The organism is Blautia sp. HCP3S3_G3 (assembly GCF_052063365.1).
Taxonomy (GTDB): domain Bacteria; phylum Bacillota; class Clostridia; order Lachnospirales; family Lachnospiraceae; genus Blautia_A.
Map to the genome: position 1 here is coordinate 17,654 of NZ_JBQHXR010000010.1, position 25,443 is coordinate 43,096.

The window sequence follows — 25,443 nt, forward strand, 5'->3', positions numbered from 1 at the left end:
AGAAATGATAGACCGCTGTGGACGAAAAATAGACTATCTGCGGATTTCTGTGACAGATCGGTGTAACCTCCGCTGTATTTACTGTATGCCTGAGGGCGGAGTAAAGCTGGTAGACCGTTCGATGATTCTGCAGGAGCCGGAACTGGTACGGGTCGTCCGTGTAATGGCAGAGCTTGGAATCTGCAAGATCAAACTGACCGGCGGAGAACCTCTGGTGAGGCCCGGGATGCCGTCTCTGATCAGGCTGCTGAAAGAGATTCCCGGTATCCGGAAGGTGACTCTTACCACGAATGGTGTGTTGCTAAAAGAACAAATGAAAGACCTGGCATACGCCGGTCTGGACGGACTGAATATCAGCCTGGACAGTCTGGAGGAAGTGTGTTATCAGAAGATTGCAGGAAGAGACAATCTTCATGAAACTCTTGAAGGAATCCGGGAAGCACTGAAGTATCCGTCGGTTTCTCTGAAAATCAACTGTGTTCCGCTGGGACTGGAAGAGCAGGATCTGTGTGAGATTGCAGCACTGGCGCAGAAGTATCCGCTTCATGTTCGTTTTATAGAAATGATGCCGATTGGATATGGCAAAGAATTCCGGGGAATGCAGGAAGCAGAGATCATCAAACTTCTGGAGAAGTGTTTCGGGAAACTGATTCCCTATGAGGGCGAGAAAATTGGAAATGGACCGTGTCATTATTATTCTGTGAACGGTTTTATGGGGAAAATCGGTTTTATCAGTGCGATCAGCCATAAATTCTGTAGGGAATGCAACCGGATCCGGCTGACTTCGCAGGGGTATCTCAAGACCTGCCTGCAGTATACCGCAGGAAGGGATCTACGGGAGGTTATCCGTTCCGGCGGGACGGATGAAGATCTGAAAAAAGTAATCAGAGAGGCGCTTGCAGAGAAGCCGGAAGGACATGCTTTTCTGGAAAAAGCGCCGGAAGATGAGACAGAGAAATTATGTATGTCCCAGATTGGCGGATGATGGATTGGTTATGGGCTTTTGGATAGAAGATGAGAACAGATCGGGATGCATAGAGCTTAGAATAAAAATTGAAACACGATGTATGGGAATATGTTCTTGAGAAGATGGAGGTACATTATGAAACGGGCAGCAATTATTACATCAAGTGATACAGGATACAGAGGGGAACGGGAGGATCTGAGCGGTCCTGCAATCAGAGAAATTCTGGAGCGGGAAGGGTACGAAGTGGTTTCCATGGATCTTCTTCCGGATGACCGGGAGATGCTGGCAGGACGGATGGCAGAGATTGCGGACTCCCATGCAGCAGAGCTGATTCTGACCACAGGAGGAACCGGTTTTTCCCAGAGGGATGTGATGCCGGAGGCTACAGAGGACATCATCGAGCGCAGAGTTCCGGGGATTCCGGAGGCGATACGTGCTTACAGTATGACGATTACGAAGAGGGCTATGCTGAGCCGTGCCACAGCAGGAATCAGGAAAAAAACGCTGATCATTAATCTCCCGGGAAGTCCTAAGGCAGTCAGGGAAAGTCTGGAATATATCGTGGATTCTCTTGTCCATGGCATTGAAATTCTGACCGGTGAAGCCACAGATTGTGCCCGGAAATGAGGAAAATTAATTGTAAATCATGAAGTATGGGAAGTAAAAATGTGTATGAAGGATGAGAAAAAATGGGCAGAGTAATTGCGGTATGCATCAGTGAAGCAAAGGGAACACAGAAAAAAAACATACACCGTGCGGAATTTATCGAGGATTGGGGAATCAGAAATGATGCTCATGCAGGCAAATGGCACCGTCAGGTCAGCCTGCTTTCCCATGAAAAAATAGAAGCGTTCCGCGCCAGAGGTGCACAGGTGGAAGACGGTGCTTTTGGAGAAAATCTGGTAGTGGAGGGAATCGATTTTTCCTCGCTTCCGGTGGGAACCATTTTCCGGTGCAATGATGTTGTTCTGGAACTGACTCAGGTGGGGAAAAAATGCCACCATGGCTGCGAAATTTTCCAGAAAATGGGGGATTGCATTATGCCGCGGGAAGGTGTTTTTACAAAGGTTCTCCACGGCGGATTTATCAGTGAGGGAGACGAAATGACAGTTGAGCATAAGAAAAATAAAATTTTGACATTTAGTTATGATGACGGGGTAACGCAGGATGTTCGCCTGATTGAGTTATTTCATAAATACCATATGAAGGCCACCTTTAATTTAAACAGCGGGCTGCTGGGACAGGAGAATGAACTTGTACGGGATGGCGTTCGTATTTCCCATAATAAGAATAAGCCGGAAGATGTCCGTTTTATCTATGATGGACATGAAGTAGCAGCACATACGCTTACCCATCCTCTTCTGACACAGATCGAGGATGTTCAGGAAATCATCCGTCAGGTGGAAGAGGATCGGATAAAGCTGAGCGATTTATGCGGATATGAAGTGATTGGAATGGCATACCCGGGCGGCGGAGTGAATTATAATGATCATGTCAGTGATGTGATCCGGAAACATACCGGTATCAGGTATGCCAGAACAACGTGCTCATCTCACAGCTTTGATCTTCAGAATCATTTGTATCAGTTTCAGCCCAGTGTTTATCATCATACGGAAATGGATCGGATGTTTGAGATGGGACGTGAGTTTCTGGAATTGAAGACAGATGAACGCAAAATTTTTTATGTATGGGGACATGCCTATGAATTTGATATCAGAAATGAGTGGAAGCGATTTGAAGAATTTCTTGAGATGATGAGTGGCCGAGAAGATATTGCTTACTGCACGAACCGGGAAGCATTTCTGTTGTAATAGGACGAGGCGGGCAGTCGAAAATGAATGATAGGTAGTGTAAAGTACGATATGAAAAAATCACCCCCTTTTCCTTTGGATTGAGCAATTCTATTTTACTTACGGAAACCCCGTCAAGGCTGAATTTAACGGGCTTTCAGCCCGGCCTTGACTGGATTCCCGAAGTAAAATTTGGGTCAATCAAGCAAAAGAAAGGGGAGGTAAAGGCTCATAGACCCTGGAAGCCTTGATTTTGCTGGGGTTGAGCCGATTTTGGATGTATAAAGTAGACACTACCGAATGATACCAGGAGGAAAAATAATGATTTTTGATACACATGCGCATTATGATGATGAGGCTTTTGACGCAGACAGAGATGTACTTCTGGAGTCTATGGAATCAAATGGAATCGGGACAATTGTAAATGTCTGTGCCTCCATAGATGGTTTGGAAAAGACCATTGCATTAATGGAAAAATATCCGTTTGTTTATGGCGCTATCGGAGTTCATCCGGATGACGCAGACCAGATGACCCAGGAAACGCTGGACAAAATAAGAACGCTGCTGCAGCATGAAAAAGCGGTTGCTGTGGGGGAAATCGGGCTTGATTATTACTGGCACAAAGAAAAAGAAGAGCATTTGATCCAGCAGAACATGTTCCGTGCCCAGATGGAGATTGCAAGGGAAGAGAAGCTTCCTTTTATGATTCACAGCAGGGAAGCTGCGGAGGATACCCTCAATATCGTACGGGAATATATGAAAGGCGGAATGTATGGAGGAATTATCCACTGCTTTTCCTACAGCAAAGAAATTGCGAGAGAATACCTGAATATGGGACTTTCTCTTGGAATCGGAGGAGTGGTTACATTTCAGAATGCCCGGAAGCTGAGAGAAGTGGTGGAATATGCACCGATGGAGCAGATTGTGCTGGAGACAGACAGTCCGTATCTGGCCCCGGTTCCGTTCCGCGGTAAGCGAAATTCCTCACGGAATCTGCCTTATGTGGTAAACAGGATAGCGGAACTGAAGGGAATTACCCCGGAAGAAGTGATTGAAATTACAGAAAAAAATGCCCGGAAACTGCTGAATTTATAGCAGTACCCGGGCATTTGCCTGTAATATAAATAAACCCTCCGGGCAGGATTCTTTCTTGAAACTGCCAGGAATTCAGATGTCAGTAGGAATCCTCATAGTACTCATCTTCTTCTGAACTGTCGGAATCGCTGCTGCCGGAATGAAGCTGTTCATAATATTCCCATGCGTGAATGGATTCGGTATCTTCTACCACTTCTCCGGTAGTCTTGTCGACCATGTTTCCCTCCGAGTCAAGCCGCACATTCAGAAGATTGGTGTTTGTGGATGGTTTGACATTCATGGACATGATCTCTTCATATTTGGTCTTAAGATTTTCCAGAGTAAATTCGTCACCGATCAGGTCTCGGACGCTGTGCCGGGAAGCAAGCTCTTCCGTATAGTCTTCCAGCATATAGGGACCGTATTCTCCGGAATCATGGTTGTAATGCATAACCAGAGGCTTCACTTCCGGGGAGAGAATTTCAACAGTGGTGGTATCTCCAAGGACGGTTTTTTGAATCGTAAAGCTTGCCATGCCTCCCAGAAGTTCCGGCAGCTGCTGCTGTGTAGATACGAAGTTTCCGAGAGAATAAAAGATCACAGCACTGTGGCCCTGATCATCAGAAATGCGTCCGTAAGGCTGAAGCACATGCGGATGTCCGCCGATGATCACATCAACACCCTGCTGGAGGAGAAAAGCTGCCCATTGTTTTTCATATTCATTAGGCATGGTCTCATCTTCTGTACCCCAGTGGGCTACAAAAATGATGCAGTCACTGACCTGTTTCGCTTTTTGAATGTCAGCGGCAACCTGGTCTTTGTCAAAAATACTGATCATGAAATCATTGCCCTCTCCTGCACCGGAATTATTGGTACCGTATGTATAATCCAGAAATGCAATGGTAATGCCGTTGATCTCCAGTGTTTGAACAGTATCCGCATCTTCCTGCGTTTCATGGATACCAAGTACCGGAATATCCGGATAATTGGTTTTCCAGAAATCAAAGGTTTGCTGCATGAAGTCATATCCATAGTCGTCGAAATGATTGGTAGCAGATTCAATGACATTGAAACCTGCCTTGACTACAGCATCTGCCACTTCTACAGGGGTGGCAAAGGAGGGATAGGAGCTGATGGAGTCATGGTCTGTTGTTAATACGGTTTCCTGGTCGATCATGGCAACATCTGCCGCCTGAATCTCATCCAGAACATTGGCATATATGTGATCATAATTCCAGGTGCCGGATTCATTCTGACCGGAATACAGAAGCGATTCGTGGTAGAGATTGTCACCTACGGCAATGACTTTTGCAGTGGAAACGACAGGAGTGCGGGCTGCTTCTTCCTCCTTCAGTCGGGCTGCTTCGGCTGCTTTGGCCGCATCTTCCACCGGTTTGCGGATCATCTGGTAATCCACCTGATAAAATACCAGAACCAGAATCACAAGTGCAGCGCAGGAAGCGATGAAACTGATTTTGGAATTACTTTTTTCTTTAAAATTCAGCGGAGTATTCTGATTATTTTTCATAGGAAATTCCTTTACACAAGTTATTTGATGCAGTTATTCAAACGCGCTCTGATACAGGCAAGGTTACTTAACTTCATATTATAGCAAATTCAATAATGTAAAGAAAGTAATTATTGAAAAAAAATGCTTTGTGTATCAAATTAATCTGTAGTATGATAAAAGCAAAATGGCAGTGTTCCGTTATTTTTTATAAACAGGGGAAAACAGGAAGGGGAGAGGAAATGGATCATTACAAAGCAATTAATGACGTACTGGTAAATCTGTTTAACGAAATCCTGGATATCGAACGAAAAGCGCTGATTAACGGAGAATACAAGGATATCTCCGTTAATGATATGCATGTGATAGAAGCAATTGGGATGAAGGAGCCGAGAAATATGTCGGCCGTTTCCAGGGATCTGTCGGTGACTGTAGGAACGCTTACAACAGCGGTAAACAGTCTGGTAAAAAAAGGATATGTGAAGCGTGTGCGAAGTGAGGAGGACCGGAGAGTCGTTCTGATTTCTCTGACACCAAAGGGTGAAAAAGCATATTATCACCACAAAGGTTTCCATGACAAAATGGTCCTGGCGGTCTTGCAGGATCTGAATGCGCAGGAGACGGAAAGCCTTACGCGTGCACTGCTCAAATTGCAGAAATTTTTCCGTACTTATGATAAGTAAATTGTGACCTAGAGCGTGTTGCTATGCTGAGTATTTTTGAGATGTGCTGTCAGGAAAATAGAAAAGTCAGATGCACGCTCTAAGAAGTATACTCCCGGAGTATGTATTTCTGCAGTACAGGAAACTGGACCGGGCCGATCTGGAGAATTTTCTGATGAAACTCTTTCAGGTCAAAATCATCTCCGGCTGCTTTGGCGCAGGCAGTCCGAAGGTCCAGGAAGTTGAGATATCCCCAGTAGTATTTCAGATAATTGGCGGGTGTTTCCACGATATACTGGAAAATATTCCGGGCGGTTTTTTCATCCTGAATACCGAAAGCCTTGAGAAAATCGGCTGTCTGTGCTTCGCTCCATCCTCTGTAATGAATTCCGATATCCAGGAGAGAATTGATACAGAGATTGATGCTGCGGTTCAGCCATGACAGACGGGCGATTTCCGGGGCATTTTCGGAATCGGAAAGCTCTCCCGCATAGAGGCAGGCATATGGCTCCGTATAGGTGGCCCAACCTTCGATATAGCCGCTGGAAGTAATCAGCTGCCGGATGTTTGAGGGCGTCTGTCCGGCAAAAAATACGGTCTGGTAAAGATGCCCCGGATATCCTTCATGCGCAAGTGTGGTGAATAATTCCGCAGAAGAGGACTGCCCGGAGCGATTGATATAAATAACATTGGGACTTCCCGTATCCAGCGGCGGTGTGAGATAAAAGGCCGGACTTAGATATTCTTCCATGGAATCAGGAACATATCGGATTTCCCAGGCGGTCTCGTCGATTTGCGGAAAATCTTCCTGCATACAGGTCTTCAGTGTTTTCAGAATCGTATCAGGCTCCATTTCGGGAAACCATGAGGAATCCTTCAGCTGTGTTGTGAGTGAGGAATCCTGACTCAGAATTTCACCGGCTTCTTTGCTGTCCAGAAGAAGCTGCTGCAGGAGCCGTTTTTCTGTCTGGCGGACAGGGACATAGGACCCAACCTGACTTTTGAGAAGGTAGAGATAGTATTGTTTTCCACCCTCGAATGCGGCAAGTCCGCGGCTGCTTTTGCCTGTGCCGCGAAGAGCATCCAGACCTTCGATCAGTTCCCGGTAGGCGGGAATCACTTCATTTAAAAAGATTTTCTCATGTGTTTCCTCTAATTTTTCCCTTTCCTTTTCGGAAAATTTTCCGTATTCGGAGAGTTTCTGACTGAAAATTTCAAGCATATAATTGGATTTTGGATCTTTGATAAAAGCCCTGCACTGTTCCAGAATGCGGTCAAGTGTGGTATCACTCATAAAAAGTCCGGCAGCTGACTTTTCCTGCTCAAAAGCAAGGATACTCTGGAAATATGGCCGGACGGTGGTAAGAAGGTTCAGATAATCACGGATGTCCTCGTCTCTGCGGAAGGTATATTCTGCGAGAAGTACGGGCAGCTGAGCCTGGATACCAAGGCTGGGGCTTAAGGGCTCTTCCAGAAGAGTCAGACCATCCAGGGAACATTCCGTGTGATAATAAAGCAGAAGCATATCCAGAGTCAGCTGGTTTTCTTCGGATAGTCTGGAATAGGCGAAATCTTTCAGAATGGTTTCATATTCCTGACATTGGCTGAGAGCTTCGCTTCGGTCGGAACTGACTGTTCCGAGAGATGGGGCAGCAGCGGAAATTCCCTGTTTTTCCGGGAGGGCCAGAGAATAATGAAGGGTCAGGGAATTTTGGGAAACCTCTTTTTTGAAAATGGATTCTGCAAAGGATTCAAATCTGGCATTTTCTGATAAAACATGATTGGTAAGATAGCCGGTGAAAATACCGAGGAAAAGAACAAAAATCAGTGAAACGGTGATCTTCAGAGCCTTTTTGGGAGAACAGTTTCTGGGAAACATAGATGTCCTTTCGCTGGCGGCTGTTTTTACTATCATATTGGAAAAGCGGGAAATCTATGCTATCATGGAGAAAAACAGGCTGCGAATTTGTGTACCGTGATTTTTTCGGAGAAATCATGTGCCGGTTTTTGCAGATGTTGATTGGAAGAAAGGGAGCGAAAAGATGTCAGAAGTATATGATTTGATTATATTGGGAGCAGGACCGGCAGGAATCAGTGCTGCAATTTATGCGGCACGTGCCGGTCTTCATACGTTGTGGCTGGACAAGCAGTTTGCGCCGGGCGGCCAGATCATCAGTACCTATGAGGTGGATAATTATCCGGGAATGCCGGGGATCAGCGGAATGGATCTTGGGGAAGCGATGGCTGCACATGCTAAGAAGCTTGGGATTTCTCCAGTGAGAGAGAATGTGCTTTCTGTGGAAGAAGAGGCAGGAGAGAAGATCGTGCGGACGAAAAAAAATACGTACAGGGCAAAGACCCTTCTCATTGCCTGCGGTGCTTCCCACCGGAAACTTGGTATTCCGGGAGAGGAAGAACTGGGAGGCATGGGAGTATCCTATTGTGCCACCTGTGACGGTGCTTTTTTTAAAGGCAGGACGGCGGTGGTTGTCGGCGGAGGAAATACAGCAGTAGAAGATGCGCTTTTTCTGGCAGGAATCTGCAGGAAGGTTTATCTGGTACACAGAAGAGACAAGCTTCGTGCGGATAAAGTCCTTCAGGACCGTCTGATGGAATGCGCAAACGTGGAACTGGTATGGGACAGTATTCCTTTGGAAATCCGGGGAAATGAGCAGGTAACAGGGCTTCTGGTGCGCAATGGAAAGACCGGGGAAGAACGTTTTCTGGATGTGGATGGTGTGTTTATTGCAGTCGGAATTGTACCAAATACGGAAAAATTTAAGAATTTTGTGCAAATGGACGAAAATGGCTACATTGCTGCAGGGGAAGAAGGGGTGACAAATACGCCCGGAGTCTTCGCTGCAGGGGATATCCGCACCAAATCGCTCCGTCAGGTGGTCACAGCGGTGTCTGACGGGGCAAATGCTGTGTATTCGATTCAGAAATATTTACTAAAGGAAAAATAGGCATGTGCATTTTTGTATGGTAAATATGCTGTTTTGAGCGGTGATTTTTATAACTGTCAAAATTTGACAGAAAATTTTTTGTATGATAGTATGCGCAAATGTTTCGGCGGAGAATCTTGCATAGCAGGATTCTATCTTAGAAAATCTGTGTGATATCTGTGTCGGGAAAATGCATGAAATCTGTGTCAGCAGAAATGTATAAAACTGCCGGAACATTGTTGACGGAATAAACGGATATGATTCAAAAGAGGAGTATATTATCATGAGAAAAAATAAAATCACTGCGTTGTTGTTATGTGTATGTATGCTGGCGGCAGGTTCCTCTGTGTCTGCAGAACCGGTAAAGAAAACGGAGACAGCAGAGGAAGAACTTCGTGAGGAAATTGTGGAGTTTGCGGTGCAGTTTGAGGGGAATCCTTATGTCTATGGAGGTACCAGTCTGACAGGCGGGGCGGACTGCTCCGGATTTGTGATGTCAGTCTTTCAGGAATTCGGTTATGAGCTTCCGCGGGTGGCTGCGGATCAGTGCAATTCCTCCACGCAGAAAAGTATAGAGGATATTCAGCCGGCGGATTTGGTCTTTTATGGCAACGGGGGCATCAGTCATGTGGCGCTGTACATCGGAGATGGCCAGATCATTCATGCCAGCACCTCTGCCAGCGGAATCAAAATTTCCGATTATGATTATGAGACCCCGGTGGCTGTCGGGACATATTTGGAATCATAACTATAGAAGGGAACGCAATTATGAGCACAATGTCAGAACGTGCAAAAGTTTATTACCTTTGCTTTTAACATCTGTCTTTGAAGAAATTGATCAGCAATTTGTTTTCTCTGAAGTTGCTATTGAACACGCTGAGCTTCTGTGATATTATGAATATAAGGAAAACAACCGCCCACAAGGGGTTGACCTATTATAGCGTAACATAGAAAATGCCACCCATTACCGGTCAAAGTATGAGGGTGGTTTTTCTATGCCTTAAAACATTATCTGATAAACGTAAAAACGAATGTCAGCAATGCTAAAATGAACGTTCCAAAAGCCATCAGGTCTTTAAAATCAAAATGATTTTTGTCCATCAGCACACTCATCTTTCTTGTATATATTTTGGCAGACACTGAACAAAGTTGTCAATGAATTCTTCCAACTGTTCGCCCAGACAATGTCGAGACTTATCCGGAATTGTAGAATAAAATCGCATTTTAAGCAAAATGCACAAAAGAAAACGAAAAATGTGGATTGTGGATAACTTGGTGCAAAAACTATCCACATTAGAAAACCTTGGAAACCCTAGAAAAATCAAGTTATACACAAAGTTATCCACATTATCCACAGTGATAACATGTGGATTATTAGATTTACATAATGATATTTTAAACACATGTTCTGGTAAAATGTCCTAAACTGACAAAATATGACAGGGATATTAAAAAAATGATTGACTTTTAAAATGTGAAAAAAGTATAGAATATTTTTATCAAACATAAACAATAAGGATTAAAATAATTATATTATCAGAATATTAAAGGAAATGTTTAAAGACAGGTTCCAATCCGGAAAAACTTTGCAGAGTGAGCGTTTTGTACAAAATAATGAGCAAATAGGATAAATGCTGAGATGTAATAAAACTGTAACAAATTGTCATAGTGGAAATGATAAGAAAGTTATACACATATCAAAACAGAAGAAGAGCCTTCCATGTGGATAATGTATTCTCATTTGTCAGATATTCGAATCTGACTTCTGAGAACGGTTCTGCCATGTGGAAAGCTCTTTTTTGGTATACTGCTGATTGCAGTTCCCTAAGTGTTTTGTTTCATCCGCTTGATGACCTTCAGTCTGGTGAATTCCTCACGTTCTTTTTCTTCCAGTGCGTTCTGAATATCTTTGGTGAGTGTTTCGTATCTTGGGATGGTGATGTTTTTCAGAGCATTGGCGCGCTTCTGCGTTTTTTTGATATTGGCGGCAAGACGGATAGCGGCATTTTCCACCATGGAGAGCTGAATGGAGAGCTCTTTGACCTTTTCAAAGGCAGCTTTGGCTTCATCCAGGGACATCTTTGTGCTGTAATAAGCATAGGTGGGTTTGCTGCCTGCTGTTTTGTCATATTCCACCAGAGGGATTTCCGTCCCCATGACACTGCGGCTTTTGATGCGAATAGAATCCTCTACAGGAACGGTACAGGCAATCTGTTCTACGAACGCAATCCCAATCTCCATGTTGGCTTTCTGCAGTGCTGCATAGGCAGTACGGAATGTGTGATCGATCTGCGTCTGGATATCTTTGGCCTGGTCAATGAGTTCCATCATTTCCCGGATAAGGATATTTCTCTTCTTATCCATCAGTTCGTAACCCTGACGGGAAAGTGCCAGTGAATTTTTGGCAAGAATCAGGTTTCCTTTGGTAGGAAAGGTATTCGGATCCATGAAACCACCTCCAATCTTTTTTATTTGTTACAGTAAATGACTAAGTATGCCGGATGCTGAATTCCATAAAACCAGTCAGAGAATCAGATTCTGAATTGCATAAAATCTGCCGGAGAATCAGCTCCGGACTGTCTCATGATAATATTTATCAAGAATCTTCGTATCAATACGGTCAAGTTCTTCTTTGGGAAGAAGTCCGAGAAGCTCCCAGCCTTTGTCTAAGGTTTCCTGAATGCTGCGGTTCTCGCTTTCGCCCTGGCCGACAAATTCAGCTTCAAATGCCTTGCCGAATACCAGATACTGTTTGTCCAGCGGTGAGAGCTCATCTTCACCGATAACAGAAGCAAGGGCGCGTGCGTCACCGACCTTCGCATAACAGGAGAAAAGCTGGTTGGCAACATCCTGATGATCTTCCCGGGTGAAGCCCTCACCGATACCATCCTTCATCAGACGGGAAAGGGAAGGAAGCACATTGATCGGAGGGTAGATTGCCTGTCCGTGAAGCTGACGATCCAGAACAATCTGCCCTTCAGTGATATAACCTGTCAGGTCAGGAATCGGATGTGTAATATCATCGTTCGGCATGGTCAGGATCGGAATCTGTGTAACGGAGCCGGTGCCGCCTCTGACGATACCTGCACGTTCGTACAGGGTGGCAAGTTCGCTGTACAAGTAGCCCGGATAACCTTTTCTGGAAGGTATTTCCCCCTTGGAAGAGGAAACTTCACGCATTGCCTCGCAGAAAGAAGTAATATCCGTCAGGATAACAAGGATGTGCATTCCCTTTTCAAATGCAAGGTATTCTGCAGCTGTCAGGGCGATCTTTGGAGTCAGGAGTCGTTCCACTACCGGATCGTTTGCAAGATTCAGGAACATAACAACGTGGTCAGAAGCTCCGCTTTCCTCAAAGGTACGGCGGAAAAATTCCGCAACATCGTATTTGACACCCATAGCGGCAAATACGATAGCAAAATTTTCATCAGAGTCACCGCCAAGAGAAGCCTGCTGAACAATCTGCGCAGCAAGTTTGTCATGGGGAAGGCCGTTTCCGGAAAAAATAGGAAGTTTCTGGCCCCGGATCAGTGTGGTAAGTCCGTCGATGGCGGAAATACCGGTGTTGATGTAGTTTCTTGGATATTCACGGGTAACCGGATTCAGCGGAAGACCGTTGATGTTCAGGCTGACCTCCGGAGTGATCGCACCAAGACCATCAATGGGCTGGCCGATACCGTTGAAGGTACGTCCGAGAATTTCCGGAGAAAGTCCGATTTCCATGGGATGACCGGTCAGACGGGTATGGGTGTTGCAAAGAGACATATTGTCGGTTCCCTCAAATACCTGAATAACCGCCTTATCTTCATAGATTTCAATGATACGGCCGATCTTTCTGGTGCCGTCGTCCATACGGAATTCCACGATTTCTTCGTTTGCGGCATTTTTCACACCTTCCAGGACGACCAGAGGGCCGTTTATTTCGCTTAAACCTAAATATTCGATTGCCATATAAACTTTTCCTCCTTATCAGCCGTTTTTCTCTAATACATGGTTATAGAAATCATCGATTGCCTGATGATATTCGTCGAATTTTTCCAGATGATTATTGGGAACGTCATATTTGATGGAAATGACACGTTCAAAAATATTGTCCTCTCTCAGAACGGAGACCGGCATTCCGCGATTGATCAGAGCACGGGATTTTTCATAGAGATAAAGGATGGTCTCCATCATTTTGAGCTGTTTTTCCATAGGTACGCAGGTGTCATCCGGGTGGAAGGCATTCTGCTGCAGGAAGCCGAGACGGATGACTCTGGCGATTTCCAGTGTCAGTTTCTGATCATCCGGAAGTACGTCACTTCCGATCAGTTTGACGATTTCCATCAGGGAACTTTCCTGATTCAGGATTGCCATGATCTGGTTGCGGTAAGTGACAAATTTGGGTGATACATGGTCTCTGTACCATGGGGAAAGATCCTCCAGGTATTCACTGTAGCTGGTGAGCCAGTGAATGGCCGGGAAATGACGGGCATAGGCGAGGGATTTGTCCAGTCCCCAGAAACAGCGGACGAAACGCTTGGTGTTCTGAGTAACAGGCTCGGAAAAGTCACCGCCCTGAGGGGATACCGCTCCGATAATGGAAACGGAACCTTCTGTGCCGTTGAGGTTCTGCATCATTCCGGCTCTCTCATAGAATGCGGAAAGCTTGGAAGCAAGATAGGCCGGGAAACCTTCCTCTGCAGGCATTTCTTCCAGACGTCCGGATAATTCACGAAGAGCTTCGGCCCATCGGGAAGTAGAGTCTGCCATGATCGCCACATCGTAGCCCATATCCCGGTAATATTCTGCCAGAGTCACACCGGTATAAATAGAAGCTTCACGTGCGGCAACCGGCATGTTGGAGGTGTTGGCGATCAGGGTGGTGCGGTCCATCATCAGGTTTCCGGATTTCGGGTCAATCAGTTTGCTGAAGTCTTCCAGAACCTGTGTCATTTCGTTTCCACGCTCGCCGCAGCCGATGTAGATGATGATATCTGCGTCAGACCATTTGGCAATCTGATGCTGAGTCATGGTTTTTCCTGTACCGAACCCGCCAGGAATGGCTGCTGTTCCGCCTTTGGCGATGGGAAACAGGGTATCCAGGATACGCTGTCCGGTGACAAGGGGAACGCTTGCCGGGAAACGTTTGTGTGTGGGACGCGGGATACGGATGGGCCATTTCTGCGCAAGAGCCAGATCTTTTGTGGTTCCGTCAGCAAACTGAACAGTTACAATGGGATCCAGGATGGTATAGGCTCCGTCCGGTGCCGCCTTGATTACGGTTCCCTCGGAAAGATTCGGAGGAACCATGGATTTATGAAGGATGGAGGAGGTTTCCTGTGTCTCGGCAATAATGGTGCCGGGACCGATGAGATCTCCTTCTTTTACAGTAATATGGGTATTCCATTTTTTTTCGGTATCCAGAGAGCTTACGCTGACACCGCGGGAGATGTATTTGCCGGATGTTTTGGCAATTTCCTCCAGCGGACGCTGAATACCGTCAAAGATATTATGGATGATGCCGGGGCCCAGGAGAACGGAAATCGCATCGTCCGTTCCTTCTACAATCTCGCCCGGCTTCAGTCCGGTGGTTTCCTCGAAGACCTGGACTGTGGTCATGCCTTTTTTCAGACCGATGACCTCGCCTACCAGACGTTCCGGTCCTACGTAAACCATTTCGGAAATTTTAAATCCGGCATCGTCTTTTAAGTAGATGACAGGGCCGTTGATGCCGTAAATGATACCTGTTTTGCTCATGCTTTCAGCCCTCCGTCAAATTTGAATTCTTCCTGGACTGCATTGAAATTTTCCTGGAAGGAGTTGTCAATGAGGATGTTTTTGCCGGGGATGGTTGCTTTGATTCCGCCGATAAAGGATTCTTCGGAAAGCTCCAGAGGAAAGCCTGTTTTTTGGGCCATGGGCTCCAGTTTGTCGCTGTCACTGGCGGAAAGATAAATATGGAGTTCATCTTCACCGGCAAAATTCCGGGCATCCTGAATTTTCTCTGAAAGATAATCCAGGTATTCGGGGGTGGCGGTGAAGGTTTCCAGATGATTTTTTACTTCTGCGAATAACTGGTCTGCAAGCTGGTTCTGCTTCTGAGACCAGTCACGCTTCAGGGTGATCATTTCTGCGGAAAGTGCTTTGTTGATTTCGCGGCGGACATTTTCGGTCTCTGCCTTGATCTCATATTCGGCATTTTCTGTTTGTGACTTTTTGTATTGTGCCAGCATTTCTGCAAGAGAGGCTTTATGTGCTTCAATGTCCCGGGCGGCTTTTTCTTTGGCGGCTTCTACGGAAGTTTTATAGAAATGCTCTAATTTCTCGTCGATTGTCATAATTACACCTGCCTGTATCGTTTAGTCTGTAGTGATCCGGTACTGCGGCTGTATGGAATTCAGGAGCCGCAGCAGGGAAGTTATAGTTTCAAGCCGATTGCTTCATTTACATAAGAAGTAATGAAGTCGGGCTTGCGGCCTGTGCCGTGTCTGTCGGGAATTTCGATGATCAACGGTGTTTTGTGATGAAGTCTTACCTCATCTATGATCTCCGGAAATTCCCGGCCGAATTTTTCTGTAAGAAGGATGATTCCTACTTCTTTGTCTGCAATGGTGCGTTCCAGTGCGTCACGGAGTTCCTTCCTCTCGTGGACGACTACGCCTTCCACGCCGGCCAGCCGCATTCCTGTGTAAGTATCAATGTTGTCGCTGATCAAATACATTTTCATAAAGAAAACCTGCCTTATGGATTAAAGACTGCCCAGGATCATGAAGGAAATAATCAGACCGTAAAGTGCGATACCTTCTGCCATAGCTACGAAAATAATGGATTTACCGAACAGACTGCCGTCTTCGCTGATGGCGCCAAGTGCTGCGCTTGCGGAACTTGCAACGGCAATACCGGAACCAAGACCGGAAATACCGGTAACGAGAGCGGCTGCGATATATCCAAGACCGGTTGCAAGGCCATTGGAAGCATCAGTGGCTGCCTGTACGCTGGAGGTTCCGGCAAGCATGACAACGGCTGCAACGAGCAGGGTTCCGAAGAAGAAAAAGCAGTTGGCTTTTACAGTTCTGGTATAACGTGCTTTGTTTTTTTCACCAAGAAAGAAATATCCGAAAGGTACGATGATGCTGAGAACTAATGCAATGGCTGTTACAATCTGAATAAGTGTTGTCATAATAATTATCCTCCTAAATGTTCAATAATAATGAAGTGATTTATTCTGCTGTCTTTTTCAGGAACGGGCGGAACTCGCGTCCGTTTCCATGGTAAAAACGGCTGAACAGTTCGTAGTATTCCAGACGAAGAACCTGGATACCAACGATCAGGCCTTCCATGGCACTTACGAAAAGGTTGCCAAGAATGATTACAATCCAGTTGGGGCTTCCTCCGTTTGCAGCGCCGGCCAGCATGAGTACCACTTCCATCATGGCGGCATGGCTGACTGCGAATGCTCCTACTCGCAGGAAGGAAAGGGTGTTGGACAGGTAGCTCAGGAGAACTTCGAACAGTTCAAAAAAGCTCTGCACAAAGAACATAGGCCCTTTGTTGTCTGCGGGAAGGATGTCTTTCTCTTTATTGACAAGGTTGGTAAGCGGCTCCTTCAGGAACATGAGAAGCAGCGGCACACCGAACATGATTATGAGAACGGCGGTTCCCGGAAATTTTCTGCCGGTCATGAACAGTACAATGGCAGCGACTACGGAACCGTAGAATATCAGTCCGGCGGCTGCATTACTGTCAAACCAGGTGCGCTCCACGTCTTTGGAACGTATGGCATTGATGATGTTGAAAATCATACAGATCAGGATGATTCCCATACCAAAGGCAATGGCGACAACGAATACCACATTTAGTCTGCCGACCAGAGGGAGATTCATCATGGCGTTCATCGGCTTCAGCCATATGGGTTTCAGAACATCTTCAAAACCAAAGAAGCTTCCATACATAAACCCGAAGAAAACGGAGAAGACACCGGCGCAGCTGATGATTCCGGCAAGATCCATTTTCCTGGTTTTGTACAGGAACAGTCCGCCAAGGAAAAGGATCAGTCCCTGCCCCACATCGCCGAACATGGCTCCGAAAATGAAGGAATACGTAATAGCAACGAACCATGTGGGATCCATTTCGTTGTAGGCCGGGAGACCATACATTTTTACATACATTTCAAAGGGCTTGAAGAGTTTCGGGTTTTTCAGTCTGGTTGGCGGCTGCATGGAAGCTTTCGTATCAGGCATGTCGTCGCCCATCAGGCAGAAAACGCTGACATCGTTTGCAATGTCCTTCTGGAAAGCTGCGGCATCTTTTTCGGACATCCATCCGCAGAGGATGTAAAAGACGTCGTCTGTTTTGCTCTTGGTGCATGCGGCCAGTCTCCGGACGTCAAATCGGGTGGAATACTGTTCCAGGGCAGCTTTTGCGGAAATGATATCCCGGGCGCTGTCCTGCAGGAATTTCTGCTGAGCTTCTTTGCATGCGGCCAGTTCCGCATGGATTTCGCTGTGCCGTTTTTCCAGGCTCTCGCATGCTTCGGCAGCTGTTCCGTGATACTGATCCGGAAGATAGATCTGTTCGAAATGCATGGAAGCGTAGACGGCATGGATCTTTGAGGCTTCTTTGGCCGGAATAAAATAGACTCCGTAGACGTAGCGCTCGCCTTCTTCGCATTTGATAAAGATGGTATCCAGACTGTGGTAAATATACTTCTCAAATTTCTGGAAGTATTCTTTTTCAATTCTTCCGAAACGGCACTGGATATACTGGAACTTTAAGAGATCAGAAATCTTAAAGTTGATGTTCCGGAAATGACGGATAATTTTTAAAGGCTCGATGAGAGAAGCGTGTTCGTCTTCGAGTCTTTTGCGGGTGGATGTCAGTTCATCCGCGCGGGCCTGAAGATTCTGGATCGTGGAAATCGCCTGCTCCGCGGTCATGGACACGGGAGTGATATTCTGCGGATTTTCCAGTTCCTCATAAAAACGATCCACAGCGGAAATCGATTCTTTATAAGGATTGATTTCCAGAAACGGAGATAATGCCGCAACTTCAGAAAGTTCGGAGAGGGCATTTTCCAGATGGATTTCGTATTTGGACAAATACGTGTTTACCACCCGGTCAATATCCGTTTTGGGCCCGGTAATACTCAGGAATTTCATTTTTTCAATCAAAATGTTACCTCCGGGATGTTAATTACTGCGAATATATCGCATGGCATCGTCCGGTTCTACGCCATATCTTACACATTCAATGGCAATGGTCAGACGGTTTACTTCGTGTTCTTTGTGGTAAAGGTAGGAATACAGTGTTGCCACGGAGTAGGGATCCCTGCGGGATTCTTTTTCCAGAATATTCCGGAGGATATAGTTATAAAATTCCTCCAGACTGGCGGCAGACAGTTTGGTGTATTTTTTACCATAATAAGTACGGCGAAAAACAGCATTGAATTCATCAGCGGAAGAAGCTTCCACCAGAGAGCGTGTCTCTTCTTTTTTCAGTTTATAATTGATCGGAATCAGCAGCGCATAGATATCAGCGGGTTGCATGTGAAAACACTGTTTGGATCTCTGGATAAACTGAAGATTCAGCAAATCAAATTTTTCCCCGTAAGCGGTTGTGATCTGTTTCAGATCATTTCCGGAAAACAGCTTTTTGCGGACATTCCAGATCTGTGTGAAATAATACAGGTCGAGAGCCATACCGTAATCAAACAGCAGGGCATTTTCATGGTCCTGAATATGGGACAGCGGGAGATAAAACTCATTGCCCTTCAGAAGATTGATGAACTCCGGCATTGTTTTGCAGGTATTCAGTGCGTCCAGATCCAGATTGGAATGTCTGCGGAAAAACTCTCTGTAAGGGGAGAGGTCCACAGGATCGGTATCTCTGTGATCGAAGAGGTTCGTAATCATTTCTTTAAGAACACGGATCTCATAGCGCCTGGAATACAGATCCAGGAATGTTCTCTGCCTGGAGTTGGCAAAATTATAAATTTTGGAGAAATCCCGGAAGATGGATGCCTTGAGCATTTTCTCAATCTGTCCGCGGTGCAGGTTGTTCTCATCCACCGAGGCCCAGGTATCCGCGTAGGCCGGGGTACGTTTCAGATAGGCTGCAGCCTGTGGAACGCCAGACAGCCGGATGATTTCTGCCAACTGATCTTCCGTGATCAGTTTACTCTGCATGGCTCGTATTTTTGTGGAAAGTCCGCTGTACGAGAGGATACTTCCCATTGTTCTCACTTCCTTTCTGTTCTATTCTGCAGGTAAATCTGGTACATCGAAAAATAAATAACTGATCAGATGATGTCGGGTATTTTTCTGATGTACTATTTTCTGATACAGAGCAGATTTATCTTTGCAGAATCTGACGGAAAAGGTCTTCGGACAGACGCTCGTGGTTTGCGGCATAGTAGGTATCCAATGCGGCAAAATGCGCTTCTGTATCATGCCTGAGAGCAGTGAGCTGAGCATCCTTTTCTTTTTCCAGTCCATCGCGTATCTGCTGAATTCTGGTGTTTGTTTTACTTTCCAATACAGCGTTGAAGTCTTTGGATTGCTTTTCCATTTCTTCAGAAAGCACTTTCTTGGTTTTATCCGCTTCTTCCTGCACAGCTTTGGCCGCCAGTTCAATCTCGGATAATTTACTTAAGATTTGTTCCATTTGCACCCTCCTTTTTTTATGATGCCCTATTATACATCGTTTGTTAAAAAAATCCCAATAAAATACCGCCAATATTTTAATGAAGAATGCGGATTTTTTTGTGAAAAATCAGTGCAGATTGTGAGGAGAGAGAAAAATGGACTGACAAAGCGTATAAAAAAGATGGGGAAAATTGTGCATTATTACCAATGGATGCGGACGGGATAATTTGCAGGGAAGAAGGAGATAAAAGATGCTTATTGTGCTTGCCTGAGAGGGAAAAAACATGTATATTGTAGGAAGAATGCAGCTGTGAGATCGAGCATGTTTGAATATGGAAAGTTATGATACAGGACATAATAACTACAGAATGGGCTGAATTATGGAACCGACTATATAAAACTGCAGTCCGATACTATACAGGTTGTAACAACAGAGATTATATAAATACGGAGGAAATCTATGAGATTAAGAAACATACCGGGGGCGAAGGACGCGGTTCTGGAGAGCCCGTTTACGATTCAGGAGCCGGAGTCACGTAAGGGGCTCTGGGCAGCGGCATTTCCGAAGAAACAGCCGCTTCATATAGAAGTAGGAATGGGCAAGGGCCGTTTTTTGATGGATATGGCCCGGCTTCATCCGGAAATCAATTATGTGGGAATTGAGATGTATGACAGTGTACTTCTCCGTGCACTGCAGAAACGCGGGGAACTCGCGGAAGAGGGAGAAAAACTTCCTAATCTGTATTTTATGCGCATGGATGCCAGAAATCTGCCGGATGTTTTTGATAAAGAAGAAGTAGACAGAATCTATCTGAATTTCTCAGATCCATGGCCAAAAGCCCGCCATGCGAAACGTCGCCTTACTTCCAGAGAATTTCTGGAAAGATATACCAAAATCCTGGCGAAAGGCGGAGTTGTGGAATTCAAGACAGACAACCGGGATCTGTTTGAGTTTTCTCTTGAGGAAGTGAAGGAAGCCGGATGGACACTGCTTGCGCATACGTTTGATCTTCATCATGACGAGGAAATGGTAAAAGGCAATGTGATGACAGAGTATGAGGAGAAATTTTCGTCAATGGGAAATCCCATCTGCAAACTGATCTGCAGACCGTAACGAAGTGTGGTTTTGCTCATATAATAAAAAAACGGCATTCTAGAGCGTGTTTGAAAATTCATTCTGGCGGAAGGCAGGAGTTGTATGAGAAAAAAGAGCTGGGAAAACAGACTGGCACAGTTTGGTTATGATCATGAGAATCTCCACATACAATTTACTAAAATCCAGAGATCAGCGGGAGAAATCAGTCGTATGCTGGAAAATCTCCCGCTGAAAAACAATAAAAAATCCGATGCTAAAGAAAAAGATGAAGAAAAATGAAAAAACAGTTAAAAAAATATAAAAAAGAACTTGACTTTGGTTGGAACATCTCGTATAATATCACTTGCGTTAAGGAATAAGCGCTTTTAGCTCAGTTGGTAGAGCACCTGACTCTTAATCAGGGTGTCCAGGGTTCGAGCCCCTGAAGGCGCACTAAGAAGTACTGTTTTTGCAGACAATGTGTTTGCTGCGGGGACGGTGCTTTTTTTGTGAGAAATCAGGAAATATTGAAAACTGTTATATATTGACAGCCGTCAACTATTTGCGGTAGTTGGCGGCTATTTTCTGCCCTTAAAGATTGTGTAACACAATCTTTAACCATGTCTGGAAGAAATTACAATCTATATTTTCAAGTGTTCTATGTTCTTATTTTTCAATCTTTCAAAGCAGATGCAGGAAGTATGGCATCTATGATGGTTCCCTCACCCTCGGCACTTTCGATGGAGAGTCCGTATTTTTCACCGTAGTAGCTGCGCAGACGCTGGCTTACATTCCGGATTCCGATAGAGTGGTGTCCGTTTTCGTCCGGGCAGTCCGGTGTGTCCTCACGGCAGGCTTTTTGAAGACGGGCCAGACGATCTGCGGGAATGCCGCTTCCATTGTCGGCAACAAGGAAGTGCAGCGTTTCCTGATCAAACTGGCAGGAAATACTGATATAACAATTGTCTTCACGGTCGGCAAACCCGTGTTCAATACTGTTTTCCACAAGCGGCTGGAGAAGAAAGGCCGGGATTTCCATTTTCAGGAGAGCAGGTGGAATATTGATGTCAAAATGAAATTTTTCCGGGAAGCGAATGTTCTGTATGGTCATGTAGCGCCTGATCTGCATCAGTTCTTCTTCCAGACGTGCTACCGGGAAATTTTCAAGGTTGTAGCGGATCAGATCGGACATACACATGGAAATGGTTTCGATTTCCGGAATCCTGTGGATGCTGGCCAGAGATTTGATCACATTCAGTGTATTGTAAAGAAAATGATGATTGATCTGAAACTGAAGCATTTGTACTTTTATCTGCTGTTCACTGAGACGAATCTCATAATTGTTCTGAAGACTGCGGGTAAGACGCTGATTTAAACCATTGAAACTGTTGACCAGCTTCAGAAGTTCCTGATTACCGCCGCAGGCTTTTTCATCAATCAAAGTTTCACTTTCCGGATTCAGTGCATCGATCTCGCTGCAGAGCCGGGAAACAGGCTTTGTCAGGAAACGGGACAGGAAGGCGGCAAGAATCAGTCCGAGGAATATGGAAAGGAAAAAAATATTGATGTAGGTGACCATTGTATCGTGATAAAGATGCGTGATGGTATTGTTATCCACCAGCTGAACAAGCTTCCATCGTGTTGTGGAATTCATGCATCCATTGACTGTAAAATGCTTTGTTCCGGCAGTAAGCTCGTCTGTTGTGGTGACATCCGCATTTTCCAGTGTGTTGCTGAATTCAGAAAGAGCGGACAGAAAATTTAACCTTTCAAATTATAAAGAATTATTTACCAATAGCAATTACTGGATTTTTTTGAGAAATTCATTTAAAATTACGGTTATTGCAATTTTGATCGTATTGACTCTGGTGCCGGCGGTGTCCTATTCGATTGCACGGAATTTCCAGAAACGGTATTACAAAATGGTTTATTATTATCTTTTAATGGGGCTATTTATTCCGTCTCAGGTGGTGCTGCTTCCTGTGACAAAAATGATGTCCAATCTGAAGATGCTGAATCACGCGGGACTGATTATTCTTTATGCGGCATTCAGTCTGACACAGGGTGTTTTTTTATTTGTAAATTATATGAGAGGACTTCCGTATGAAATTGAATAATTGCGCGTCGCATTCTCGTTACTTTAGTGATGAGTTAGACGCGCAAATTTTTTATATAAAATACAGAACAAATGTTTACTATGGGGATTACATATGGTATAATATCTACATGATAAAAAATATATTCAATATAAATAAAAATGAGCTTTCATATGGTAGGGGATATGTGTATTCCCTGCAGTATCACCTTGTCTGGTGCACGAAATATAGGAAAAAGGTTTTAAAAGAAGGGATCGATACAGAATGTAAAGAAATGCTGCAAGGTCTTGCAGAAGAATATAAATTTCAGATCCTGGCGATGGAGGTCATGCCGGATTATATTCATTTGCTTGTTGACTGCAAACCCCAGTTTTATATCTCGGATATGATCAAGATCATGAAAGGAAATCTTGCGCGCCAGATGTTTCTTGTACATCCGGAGTTAAAGAAAGAGCTGTGGGGCGGACATCTGTGGAACCCGTCTTACTGTGCCGTAACAGTGAGTGACAGGAGCCGGGACCAGGTGCTTGCTTATATCGAAGGACAGAAAGAAAAGAAGAAAGTCTGACAGAAGATTTTGTTATTTATTAATGGAAAGAGGAAAAAGATGCAGACAGTATCCAGCTATGGTGTGGAATTGCGTAAACAGAATATCCCGATCCGCCAGACCCTGGAGATCTACCGGTCCGCAGTCAGTTACCTGACAGAAATATATGGACAGATATGGGAAGAACTGGCAGGGATTTCGGAGTCAAAGAGATGTTTTAATGCTGCAGAGCATCTGATACATACAACGAAAAGGAACCAGGCCCGATTTGACTTTGATATCCATTATCCAAAGATGCCTTCCTACCTCAGAAGGGCTGCAATCCGGCACGCACTGGGAAGTGTATCGTCGTATGAAAGCCGTCTGGAGTTGTGGGAAAGGACGGGGGAGAAGGATGGAAAGCCCAGACTGGTGTATGGAAACCATGCCATGCCGGTCTTCTACCGTGATGTGATGTACCGTGAGAGTGCGGAAGGAAAAGAGGAAGCCTGTCTGAAACTGTATGACGGCCATGACTGGAAATGGTTCCGTGTACGGTTAAAGCATACGGATATGGAATATCTGCGGAAGAACTGGTCCGGAAAAAAGGCATCTGCCCCGACACTGGAAAAAAGACACCATAAATATTTCCTCCGCTTTTCCTATACAGAAGAAGTAACACTTTCCCAAACGCCTGTAAAAGAACAGGTCATCTGCAGTGTGGATCTGGGAATCAATACGGATGCGGTCTGTACGATCATGCAGGCAGACGGAACTATCCTGGGGAGAAAGTTTATCAAGTTTCCCAGTGACAAAGACCGGATGTACCGCACGCTGGGAAGGATCCGGAGGTTCCAGAGGGAACATGGGTCTGCACAGTCACAGGGAACATGGGCTTATACAAAACGTCTGAACTCAGAACTGGGCAGGAAGACCGCAGAGGCGATTGTGAACTATGCAGAGGAAAATCAAGCGGATGTGATCGTGTTTGAGTATCTGGAAATGGAGGGAAAGATCTCCGGAAAAAAGAAGCAGAAACTGCATCTGTGGAGAAAACGGGACATCCAGAAACGCTGCGGTCATCAGGCGCACAGGAAAGGGATGCGGATATCCAGGATCTGTGCATGGAATACCAGCAGACTTGCGTATGATGGTTCGGGAATGGTCCTGCGTGATCCGAAAAACCATAGTCTATGTACGTTTGCGACGGGAAAAAGGTATCACTGCGATTTATCAGCATCTTATAATATCGGAGCAAGATATTTTATCCGTGAACTTTTAAAACCCCTTCCGGCAACGGAAAGGTCTTTACTGGAGGCAGAAGTTCCTTCTGTAAAGCGCAGAACCTCATGTGTTTATGCAGATCTAAGGGAACTCAGCTCGAAAATGAGTTCCTTAAAAGTATCATAAATACAGGCAGATATACAGCGGACTACCTGCAATGTGGGAACCTGCCGTATCCGGCATGGGAAAATGCGCATGACTGCGCGCTCCTAAGTTACAGGCGTATCCGCCGATATTTAGTCTGGCCGCTTAAAGCGGCTGGAAGCATGTGACTTTAGTCATGTGAGGTTCACAGAGTTCGATCTTCCTGAAAAGACAGAGAATATGATGAAATTCCTTGGAGTTCTTGCTGCGGATGGTTACGGAGAGGCAGCGGGAATCAGCTGTGAAGATTCGATTTCCGGAAAGCTTACCTGTAATCTTGGAGTGGTTTTCATGAAGGAAGGAAAGCTGCGTGCAGAAGTGGATATTCGTTATCCGGTAAGTATGCATCAGGATGATTTCCTGCCGAAGCTTCTGAAATTGGCAGAAAAAGCAGGTTTTGTACCTGTTGAGGTGAGGGATGACCCGCCATATTACATGGAAAAAATCATCCTTTTGTAAAGGTGTTGATGGACGCCTGGAAGGAAAGTTCCGGTCGTGCAGGTGAGCCGTTTGTAATGGGAGGCGGTACCTATGCACGGAAAATCCCGAATGCGGTTGCCTTTGGACCGGGACAGCAGAGAGATTTCAGAATTCCGGGATTGCCGGATGGACATGGAAACGGTCATTGCGCAGATGAGGCGGAAGCAGCAGAAAATCTGAAAAATGCGGTGAAGATTTATGTTGAGGCACTGATTCGGGTGGATCAGTGGATTGGGAAACAGAAAGAAAATAAATTTTTATGATATAA

General features: G+C 45.3%; 26 protein-coding genes and 1 tRNA gene. 15 read left to right on the forward strand and 12 right to left on the reverse strand.

Annotated elements, in window-relative coordinates:
* Nucleotides 1-4: 4 nt before the first annotated feature.
* The 4 genes from moaA to ACTNEW_RS10125 all read left to right on the forward strand — a co-directional run bounded on the left by moaA (nt 5) and on the right by ACTNEW_RS10125 (nt 3,852).
* Nucleotides 5-985, forward strand: a complete 981-nt coding sequence (gene moaA, locus ACTNEW_RS10110; protein WP_441060479.1) for a GTP 3',8-cyclase MoaA — start codon at nt 5-7, stop codon at nt 983-985.
* Nucleotides 986-1,102: 117 nt separating this feature from the next.
* Nucleotides 1,103-1,594, forward strand: a complete 492-nt coding sequence (locus tag ACTNEW_RS10115) for a MogA/MoaB family molybdenum cofactor biosynthesis protein (RefSeq protein WP_441060481.1) — start codon at nt 1,103-1,105, stop codon at nt 1,592-1,594.
* A gap of 62 nt (nt 1,595-1,656) precedes the next feature.
* Nucleotides 1,657-2,778 (forward strand): polysaccharide deacetylase family protein, encoded by a 1,122-nt coding sequence (locus ACTNEW_RS10120; RefSeq protein ID WP_441060483.1) that lies wholly within the window; start codon nt 1,657-1,659, stop codon nt 2,776-2,778.
* Nucleotides 2,779-3,078: 300 nt separating this feature from the next.
* Complete coding sequence (locus ACTNEW_RS10125; protein ID WP_441060485.1) at nt 3,079-3,852, forward strand: TatD family hydrolase; 774 nt, start codon at nt 3,079-3,081, stop codon at nt 3,850-3,852.
* A gap of 79 nt (nt 3,853-3,931) precedes the next feature.
* Here ACTNEW_RS10125 and ACTNEW_RS10130 read toward each other — a convergent pair whose 3' ends face one another.
* Complete coding sequence (locus tag ACTNEW_RS10130) at nt 3,932-5,359, reverse strand: CapA family protein (protein ID WP_441060487.1); 1,428 nt, start codon at nt 5,357-5,359, stop codon at nt 3,932-3,934.
* Between the two features lie 221 nt (nt 5,360-5,580).
* Here ACTNEW_RS10130 and ACTNEW_RS10135 point away from each other — a divergent pair, with 221 nt between their 5' ends.
* Complete coding sequence (locus tag ACTNEW_RS10135) at nt 5,581-6,021, forward strand: MarR family winged helix-turn-helix transcriptional regulator (RefSeq protein ID WP_441060489.1); 441 nt, start codon at nt 5,581-5,583, stop codon at nt 6,019-6,021.
* Between the two features lie 79 nt (nt 6,022-6,100).
* Here ACTNEW_RS10135 and ACTNEW_RS10140 read toward each other — a convergent pair whose 3' ends face one another.
* Entirely contained in the window at nt 6,101-7,879 is a 1,779-nt protein-coding gene (locus tag ACTNEW_RS10140; protein ID WP_441060491.1) for a DUF885 domain-containing protein, read from the reverse strand.
* Nucleotides 7,880-8,042: 163 nt separating this feature from the next.
* Here ACTNEW_RS10140 and trxB point away from each other — a divergent pair, with 163 nt between their 5' ends.
* Both trxB and ACTNEW_RS10150 read left to right on the forward strand, forming a co-directional pair.
* Nucleotides 8,043-8,966 (forward strand): thioredoxin-disulfide reductase, encoded by a 924-nt coding sequence (trxB, locus tag ACTNEW_RS10145; RefSeq protein ID WP_441060493.1) that lies wholly within the window; start codon nt 8,043-8,045, stop codon nt 8,964-8,966.
* Nucleotides 8,967-9,228: 262 nt separating this feature from the next.
* Nucleotides 9,229-9,693 (forward strand): C40 family peptidase, encoded by a 465-nt coding sequence (locus ACTNEW_RS10150; RefSeq protein WP_441060495.1) that lies wholly within the window; start codon nt 9,229-9,231, stop codon nt 9,691-9,693.
* A gap of 1,076 nt (nt 9,694-10,769) precedes the next feature.
* Here ACTNEW_RS10150 and ACTNEW_RS10155 read toward each other — a convergent pair.
* The 9 genes from ACTNEW_RS10155 to ACTNEW_RS10195 form a co-directional block, all read right to left on the reverse strand.
* Nucleotides 10,770-11,393, reverse strand: a complete 624-nt coding sequence (locus ACTNEW_RS10155; protein ID WP_441060497.1) for a V-type ATP synthase subunit D — start codon at nt 11,391-11,393, stop codon at nt 10,770-10,772.
* A gap of 117 nt (nt 11,394-11,510) precedes the next feature.
* On the reverse strand, nt 11,511-12,896 hold the full coding sequence (locus ACTNEW_RS10160) for a V-type ATP synthase subunit B (protein WP_441060499.1): 1,386 nt from the start codon (nt 12,894-12,896) through the stop codon (nt 11,511-11,513).
* 18 nt (nt 12,897-12,914) lie between these two features.
* Nucleotides 12,915-14,684, reverse strand: coding sequence for a V-type ATP synthase subunit A (locus ACTNEW_RS10165; RefSeq protein WP_441060501.1), 1,770 nt, complete (start codon nt 14,682-14,684; stop codon nt 12,915-12,917).
* Nucleotides 14,681-15,265 carry a V-type ATP synthase subunit E gene (locus ACTNEW_RS10170; RefSeq protein WP_441060503.1) on the reverse strand — a complete coding sequence of 195 codons (585 nt, stop codon included), beginning with the start codon at nt 15,263-15,265 and terminating at the stop codon, nt 14,681-14,683. The genes ACTNEW_RS10165 and ACTNEW_RS10170 overlap by 4 nt, the downstream gene beginning before the upstream one ends.
* An 80-nt stretch (nt 15,266-15,345) precedes the next feature.
* Nucleotides 15,346-15,654, reverse strand: a complete 309-nt coding sequence (locus ACTNEW_RS10175) for a V-type ATP synthase subunit F (protein ID WP_441060505.1) — start codon at nt 15,652-15,654, stop codon at nt 15,346-15,348.
* A gap of 21 nt (nt 15,655-15,675) precedes the next feature.
* Nucleotides 15,676-16,107 (reverse strand): ATP synthase subunit C, encoded by a 432-nt coding sequence (locus ACTNEW_RS10180; RefSeq protein ID WP_441060507.1) that lies wholly within the window; start codon nt 16,105-16,107, stop codon nt 15,676-15,678.
* A 40-nt stretch (nt 16,108-16,147) separates the two neighbouring features.
* Nucleotides 16,148-18,097, reverse strand: a complete 1,950-nt coding sequence (locus ACTNEW_RS10185) for a V-type ATP synthase subunit I (RefSeq protein ID WP_441060509.1) — start codon at nt 18,095-18,097, stop codon at nt 16,148-16,150.
* 18 nt (nt 18,098-18,115) lie between these two features.
* Complete coding sequence (locus ACTNEW_RS10190; protein ID WP_441060511.1) at nt 18,116-19,159, reverse strand: V0D/AC39 family V-type ATPase subunit; 1,044 nt, start codon at nt 19,157-19,159, stop codon at nt 18,116-18,118.
* A gap of 118 nt (nt 19,160-19,277) precedes the next feature.
* Complete coding sequence (locus ACTNEW_RS10195; protein ID WP_441060513.1) at nt 19,278-19,589, reverse strand: hypothetical protein; 312 nt, start codon at nt 19,587-19,589, stop codon at nt 19,278-19,280.
* A 441-nt stretch (nt 19,590-20,030) separates the two neighbouring features.
* Between ACTNEW_RS10195 and trmB the strand changes: the two genes are divergently transcribed.
* The 3 genes from trmB (at nt 20,031) to ACTNEW_RS10210 (ending at nt 21,098) form a co-directional block, all read left to right on the forward strand.
* Nucleotides 20,031-20,684 carry a tRNA (guanosine(46)-N7)-methyltransferase TrmB gene (gene trmB / locus ACTNEW_RS10200; RefSeq protein WP_441060515.1) on the forward strand — a complete coding sequence of 218 codons (654 nt, stop codon included), beginning with the start codon at nt 20,031-20,033 and terminating at the stop codon, nt 20,682-20,684.
* Between the two features lie 84 nt (nt 20,685-20,768).
* Nucleotides 20,769-20,945, forward strand: coding sequence for a hypothetical protein (locus tag ACTNEW_RS10205; RefSeq protein ID WP_441060517.1), 177 nt, complete (start codon nt 20,769-20,771; stop codon nt 20,943-20,945).
* A gap of 80 nt (nt 20,946-21,025) precedes the next feature.
* A tRNA-Lys gene (locus ACTNEW_RS10210) sits at nt 21,026-21,098 on the forward strand.
* 220 nt (nt 21,099-21,318) lie between these two features.
* Here ACTNEW_RS10210 and ACTNEW_RS10215 read toward each other — a convergent pair.
* On the reverse strand, nt 21,319-22,299 hold the full coding sequence (locus tag ACTNEW_RS10215) for a sensor histidine kinase (RefSeq protein WP_441060519.1): 981 nt from the start codon (nt 22,297-22,299) through the stop codon (nt 21,319-21,321).
* On the opposite strand from ACTNEW_RS10215, the gene ACTNEW_RS10220 reads away from it, so the two are divergent.
* From ACTNEW_RS10220 to ACTNEW_RS10240, 5 genes are all read left to right on the forward strand, one after another.
* Nucleotides 22,298-22,762 (forward strand): hypothetical protein, encoded by a 465-nt coding sequence (locus ACTNEW_RS10220; RefSeq protein ID WP_441060521.1) that lies wholly within the window; start codon nt 22,298-22,300, stop codon nt 22,760-22,762. The genes ACTNEW_RS10215 and ACTNEW_RS10220 overlap by 2 nt on opposite strands.
* A gap of 109 nt (nt 22,763-22,871) precedes the next feature.
* Nucleotides 22,872-23,309, forward strand: coding sequence for an IS200/IS605 family transposase (gene tnpA, locus ACTNEW_RS10225; protein ID WP_441060523.1), 438 nt, complete (start codon nt 22,872-22,874; stop codon nt 23,307-23,309).
* 39 nt (nt 23,310-23,348) lie between these two features.
* Nucleotides 23,349-24,677 carry an IS200/IS605 family accessory protein TnpB-related protein gene (locus ACTNEW_RS10230; RefSeq protein ID WP_441060524.1) on the forward strand — a complete coding sequence of 443 codons (1,329 nt, stop codon included), beginning with the start codon at nt 23,349-23,351 and terminating at the stop codon, nt 24,675-24,677.
* Between the two features lie 198 nt (nt 24,678-24,875).
* On the forward strand, nt 24,876-25,154 hold the full coding sequence (locus tag ACTNEW_RS10235) for a hypothetical protein (RefSeq protein WP_441060526.1): 279 nt from the start codon (nt 24,876-24,878) through the stop codon (nt 25,152-25,154).
* A gap of 8 nt (nt 25,155-25,162) precedes the next feature.
* Nucleotides 25,163-25,438 (forward strand): hypothetical protein, encoded by a 276-nt coding sequence (locus ACTNEW_RS10240; protein ID WP_441060528.1) that lies wholly within the window; start codon nt 25,163-25,165, stop codon nt 25,436-25,438.
* Nucleotides 25,439-25,443: the final 5 nt, after the last annotated feature.

What these genes read in the sequence shown, in the direction of transcription:
- moaA (WP_441060479.1), top strand. Translation starts at nt 5, where the DNA reads ATGATAGACCGCTGTGGACGAAAAATAGACTATCTGCGGATTTCTGTG.
- ACTNEW_RS10115 (WP_441060481.1), top strand. Translation starts at nt 1,103, where the DNA reads ATGAAACGGGCAGCAATTATTACATCAAGTGATACAGGATACAGAGGG.
- ACTNEW_RS10120 (WP_441060483.1), top strand. Translation starts at nt 1,657, where the DNA reads ATGGGCAGAGTAATTGCGGTATGCATCAGTGAAGCAAAGGGAACACAG.
- ACTNEW_RS10125 (WP_441060485.1), top strand. Translation starts at nt 3,079, where the DNA reads ATGATTTTTGATACACATGCGCATTATGATGATGAGGCTTTTGACGCA.
- ACTNEW_RS10130 (WP_441060487.1), bottom strand. Translation starts at nt 5,359, where the DNA reads ATGAAAAATAATCAGAATACTCCGCTGAATTTTAAAGAAAAAAGTAAT.
- ACTNEW_RS10135 (WP_441060489.1), top strand. Translation starts at nt 5,581, where the DNA reads ATGGATCATTACAAAGCAATTAATGACGTACTGGTAAATCTGTTTAAC.
- ACTNEW_RS10140 (WP_441060491.1), bottom strand. Translation starts at nt 7,879, where the DNA reads ATGTTTCCCAGAAACTGTTCTCCCAAAAAGGCTCTGAAGATCACCGTT.
- trxB (WP_441060493.1), top strand. Translation starts at nt 8,043, where the DNA reads ATGTCAGAAGTATATGATTTGATTATATTGGGAGCAGGACCGGCAGGA.
- ACTNEW_RS10150 (WP_441060495.1), top strand. Translation starts at nt 9,229, where the DNA reads ATGAGAAAAAATAAAATCACTGCGTTGTTGTTATGTGTATGTATGCTG.
- ACTNEW_RS10155 (WP_441060497.1), bottom strand. Translation starts at nt 11,393, where the DNA reads ATGGATCCGAATACCTTTCCTACCAAAGGAAACCTGATTCTTGCCAAA.
- ACTNEW_RS10160 (WP_441060499.1), bottom strand. Translation starts at nt 12,896, where the DNA reads ATGGCAATCGAATATTTAGGTTTAAGCGAAATAAACGGCCCTCTGGTC.
- ACTNEW_RS10165 (WP_441060501.1), bottom strand. Translation starts at nt 14,684, where the DNA reads ATGAGCAAAACAGGTATCATTTACGGCATCAACGGCCCTGTCATCTAC.
- ACTNEW_RS10170 (WP_441060503.1), bottom strand. Translation starts at nt 15,265, where the DNA reads ATGACAATCGACGAGAAATTAGAGCATTTCTATAAAACTTCCGTAGAA.
- ACTNEW_RS10175 (WP_441060505.1), bottom strand. Translation starts at nt 15,654, where the DNA reads ATGAAAATGTATTTGATCAGCGACAACATTGATACTTACACAGGAATG.
- ACTNEW_RS10180 (WP_441060507.1), bottom strand. Translation starts at nt 16,107, where the DNA reads ATGACAACACTTATTCAGATTGTAACAGCCATTGCATTAGTTCTCAGC.
- ACTNEW_RS10190 (WP_441060511.1), bottom strand. Translation starts at nt 19,159, where the DNA reads ATGGGAAGTATCCTCTCGTACAGCGGACTTTCCACAAAAATACGAGCC.
- ACTNEW_RS10195 (WP_441060513.1), bottom strand. Translation starts at nt 19,589, where the DNA reads ATGGAACAAATCTTAAGTAAATTATCCGAGATTGAACTGGCGGCCAAA.
- trmB (WP_441060515.1), top strand. Translation starts at nt 20,031, where the DNA reads ATGAGATTAAGAAACATACCGGGGGCGAAGGACGCGGTTCTGGAGAGC.
- ACTNEW_RS10205 (WP_441060517.1), top strand. Translation starts at nt 20,769, where the DNA reads ATGAGAAAAAAGAGCTGGGAAAACAGACTGGCACAGTTTGGTTATGAT.
- ACTNEW_RS10220 (WP_441060521.1), top strand. Translation starts at nt 22,298, where the DNA reads ATGCATCCATTGACTGTAAAATGCTTTGTTCCGGCAGTAAGCTCGTCT.
- ACTNEW_RS10215 (WP_441060519.1), bottom strand. Translation starts at nt 22,299, where the DNA reads ATGAATTCCACAACACGATGGAAGCTTGTTCAGCTGGTGGATAACAAT.
- tnpA (WP_441060523.1), top strand. Translation starts at nt 22,872, where the DNA reads ATGATAAAAAATATATTCAATATAAATAAAAATGAGCTTTCATATGGT.
- ACTNEW_RS10230 (WP_441060524.1), top strand. Translation starts at nt 23,349, where the DNA reads ATGCAGACAGTATCCAGCTATGGTGTGGAATTGCGTAAACAGAATATC.
- ACTNEW_RS10235 (WP_441060526.1), top strand. Translation starts at nt 24,876, where the DNA reads ATGATGAAATTCCTTGGAGTTCTTGCTGCGGATGGTTACGGAGAGGCA.
- ACTNEW_RS10240 (WP_441060528.1), top strand. Translation starts at nt 25,163, where the DNA reads ATGGACGCCTGGAAGGAAAGTTCCGGTCGTGCAGGTGAGCCGTTTGTA.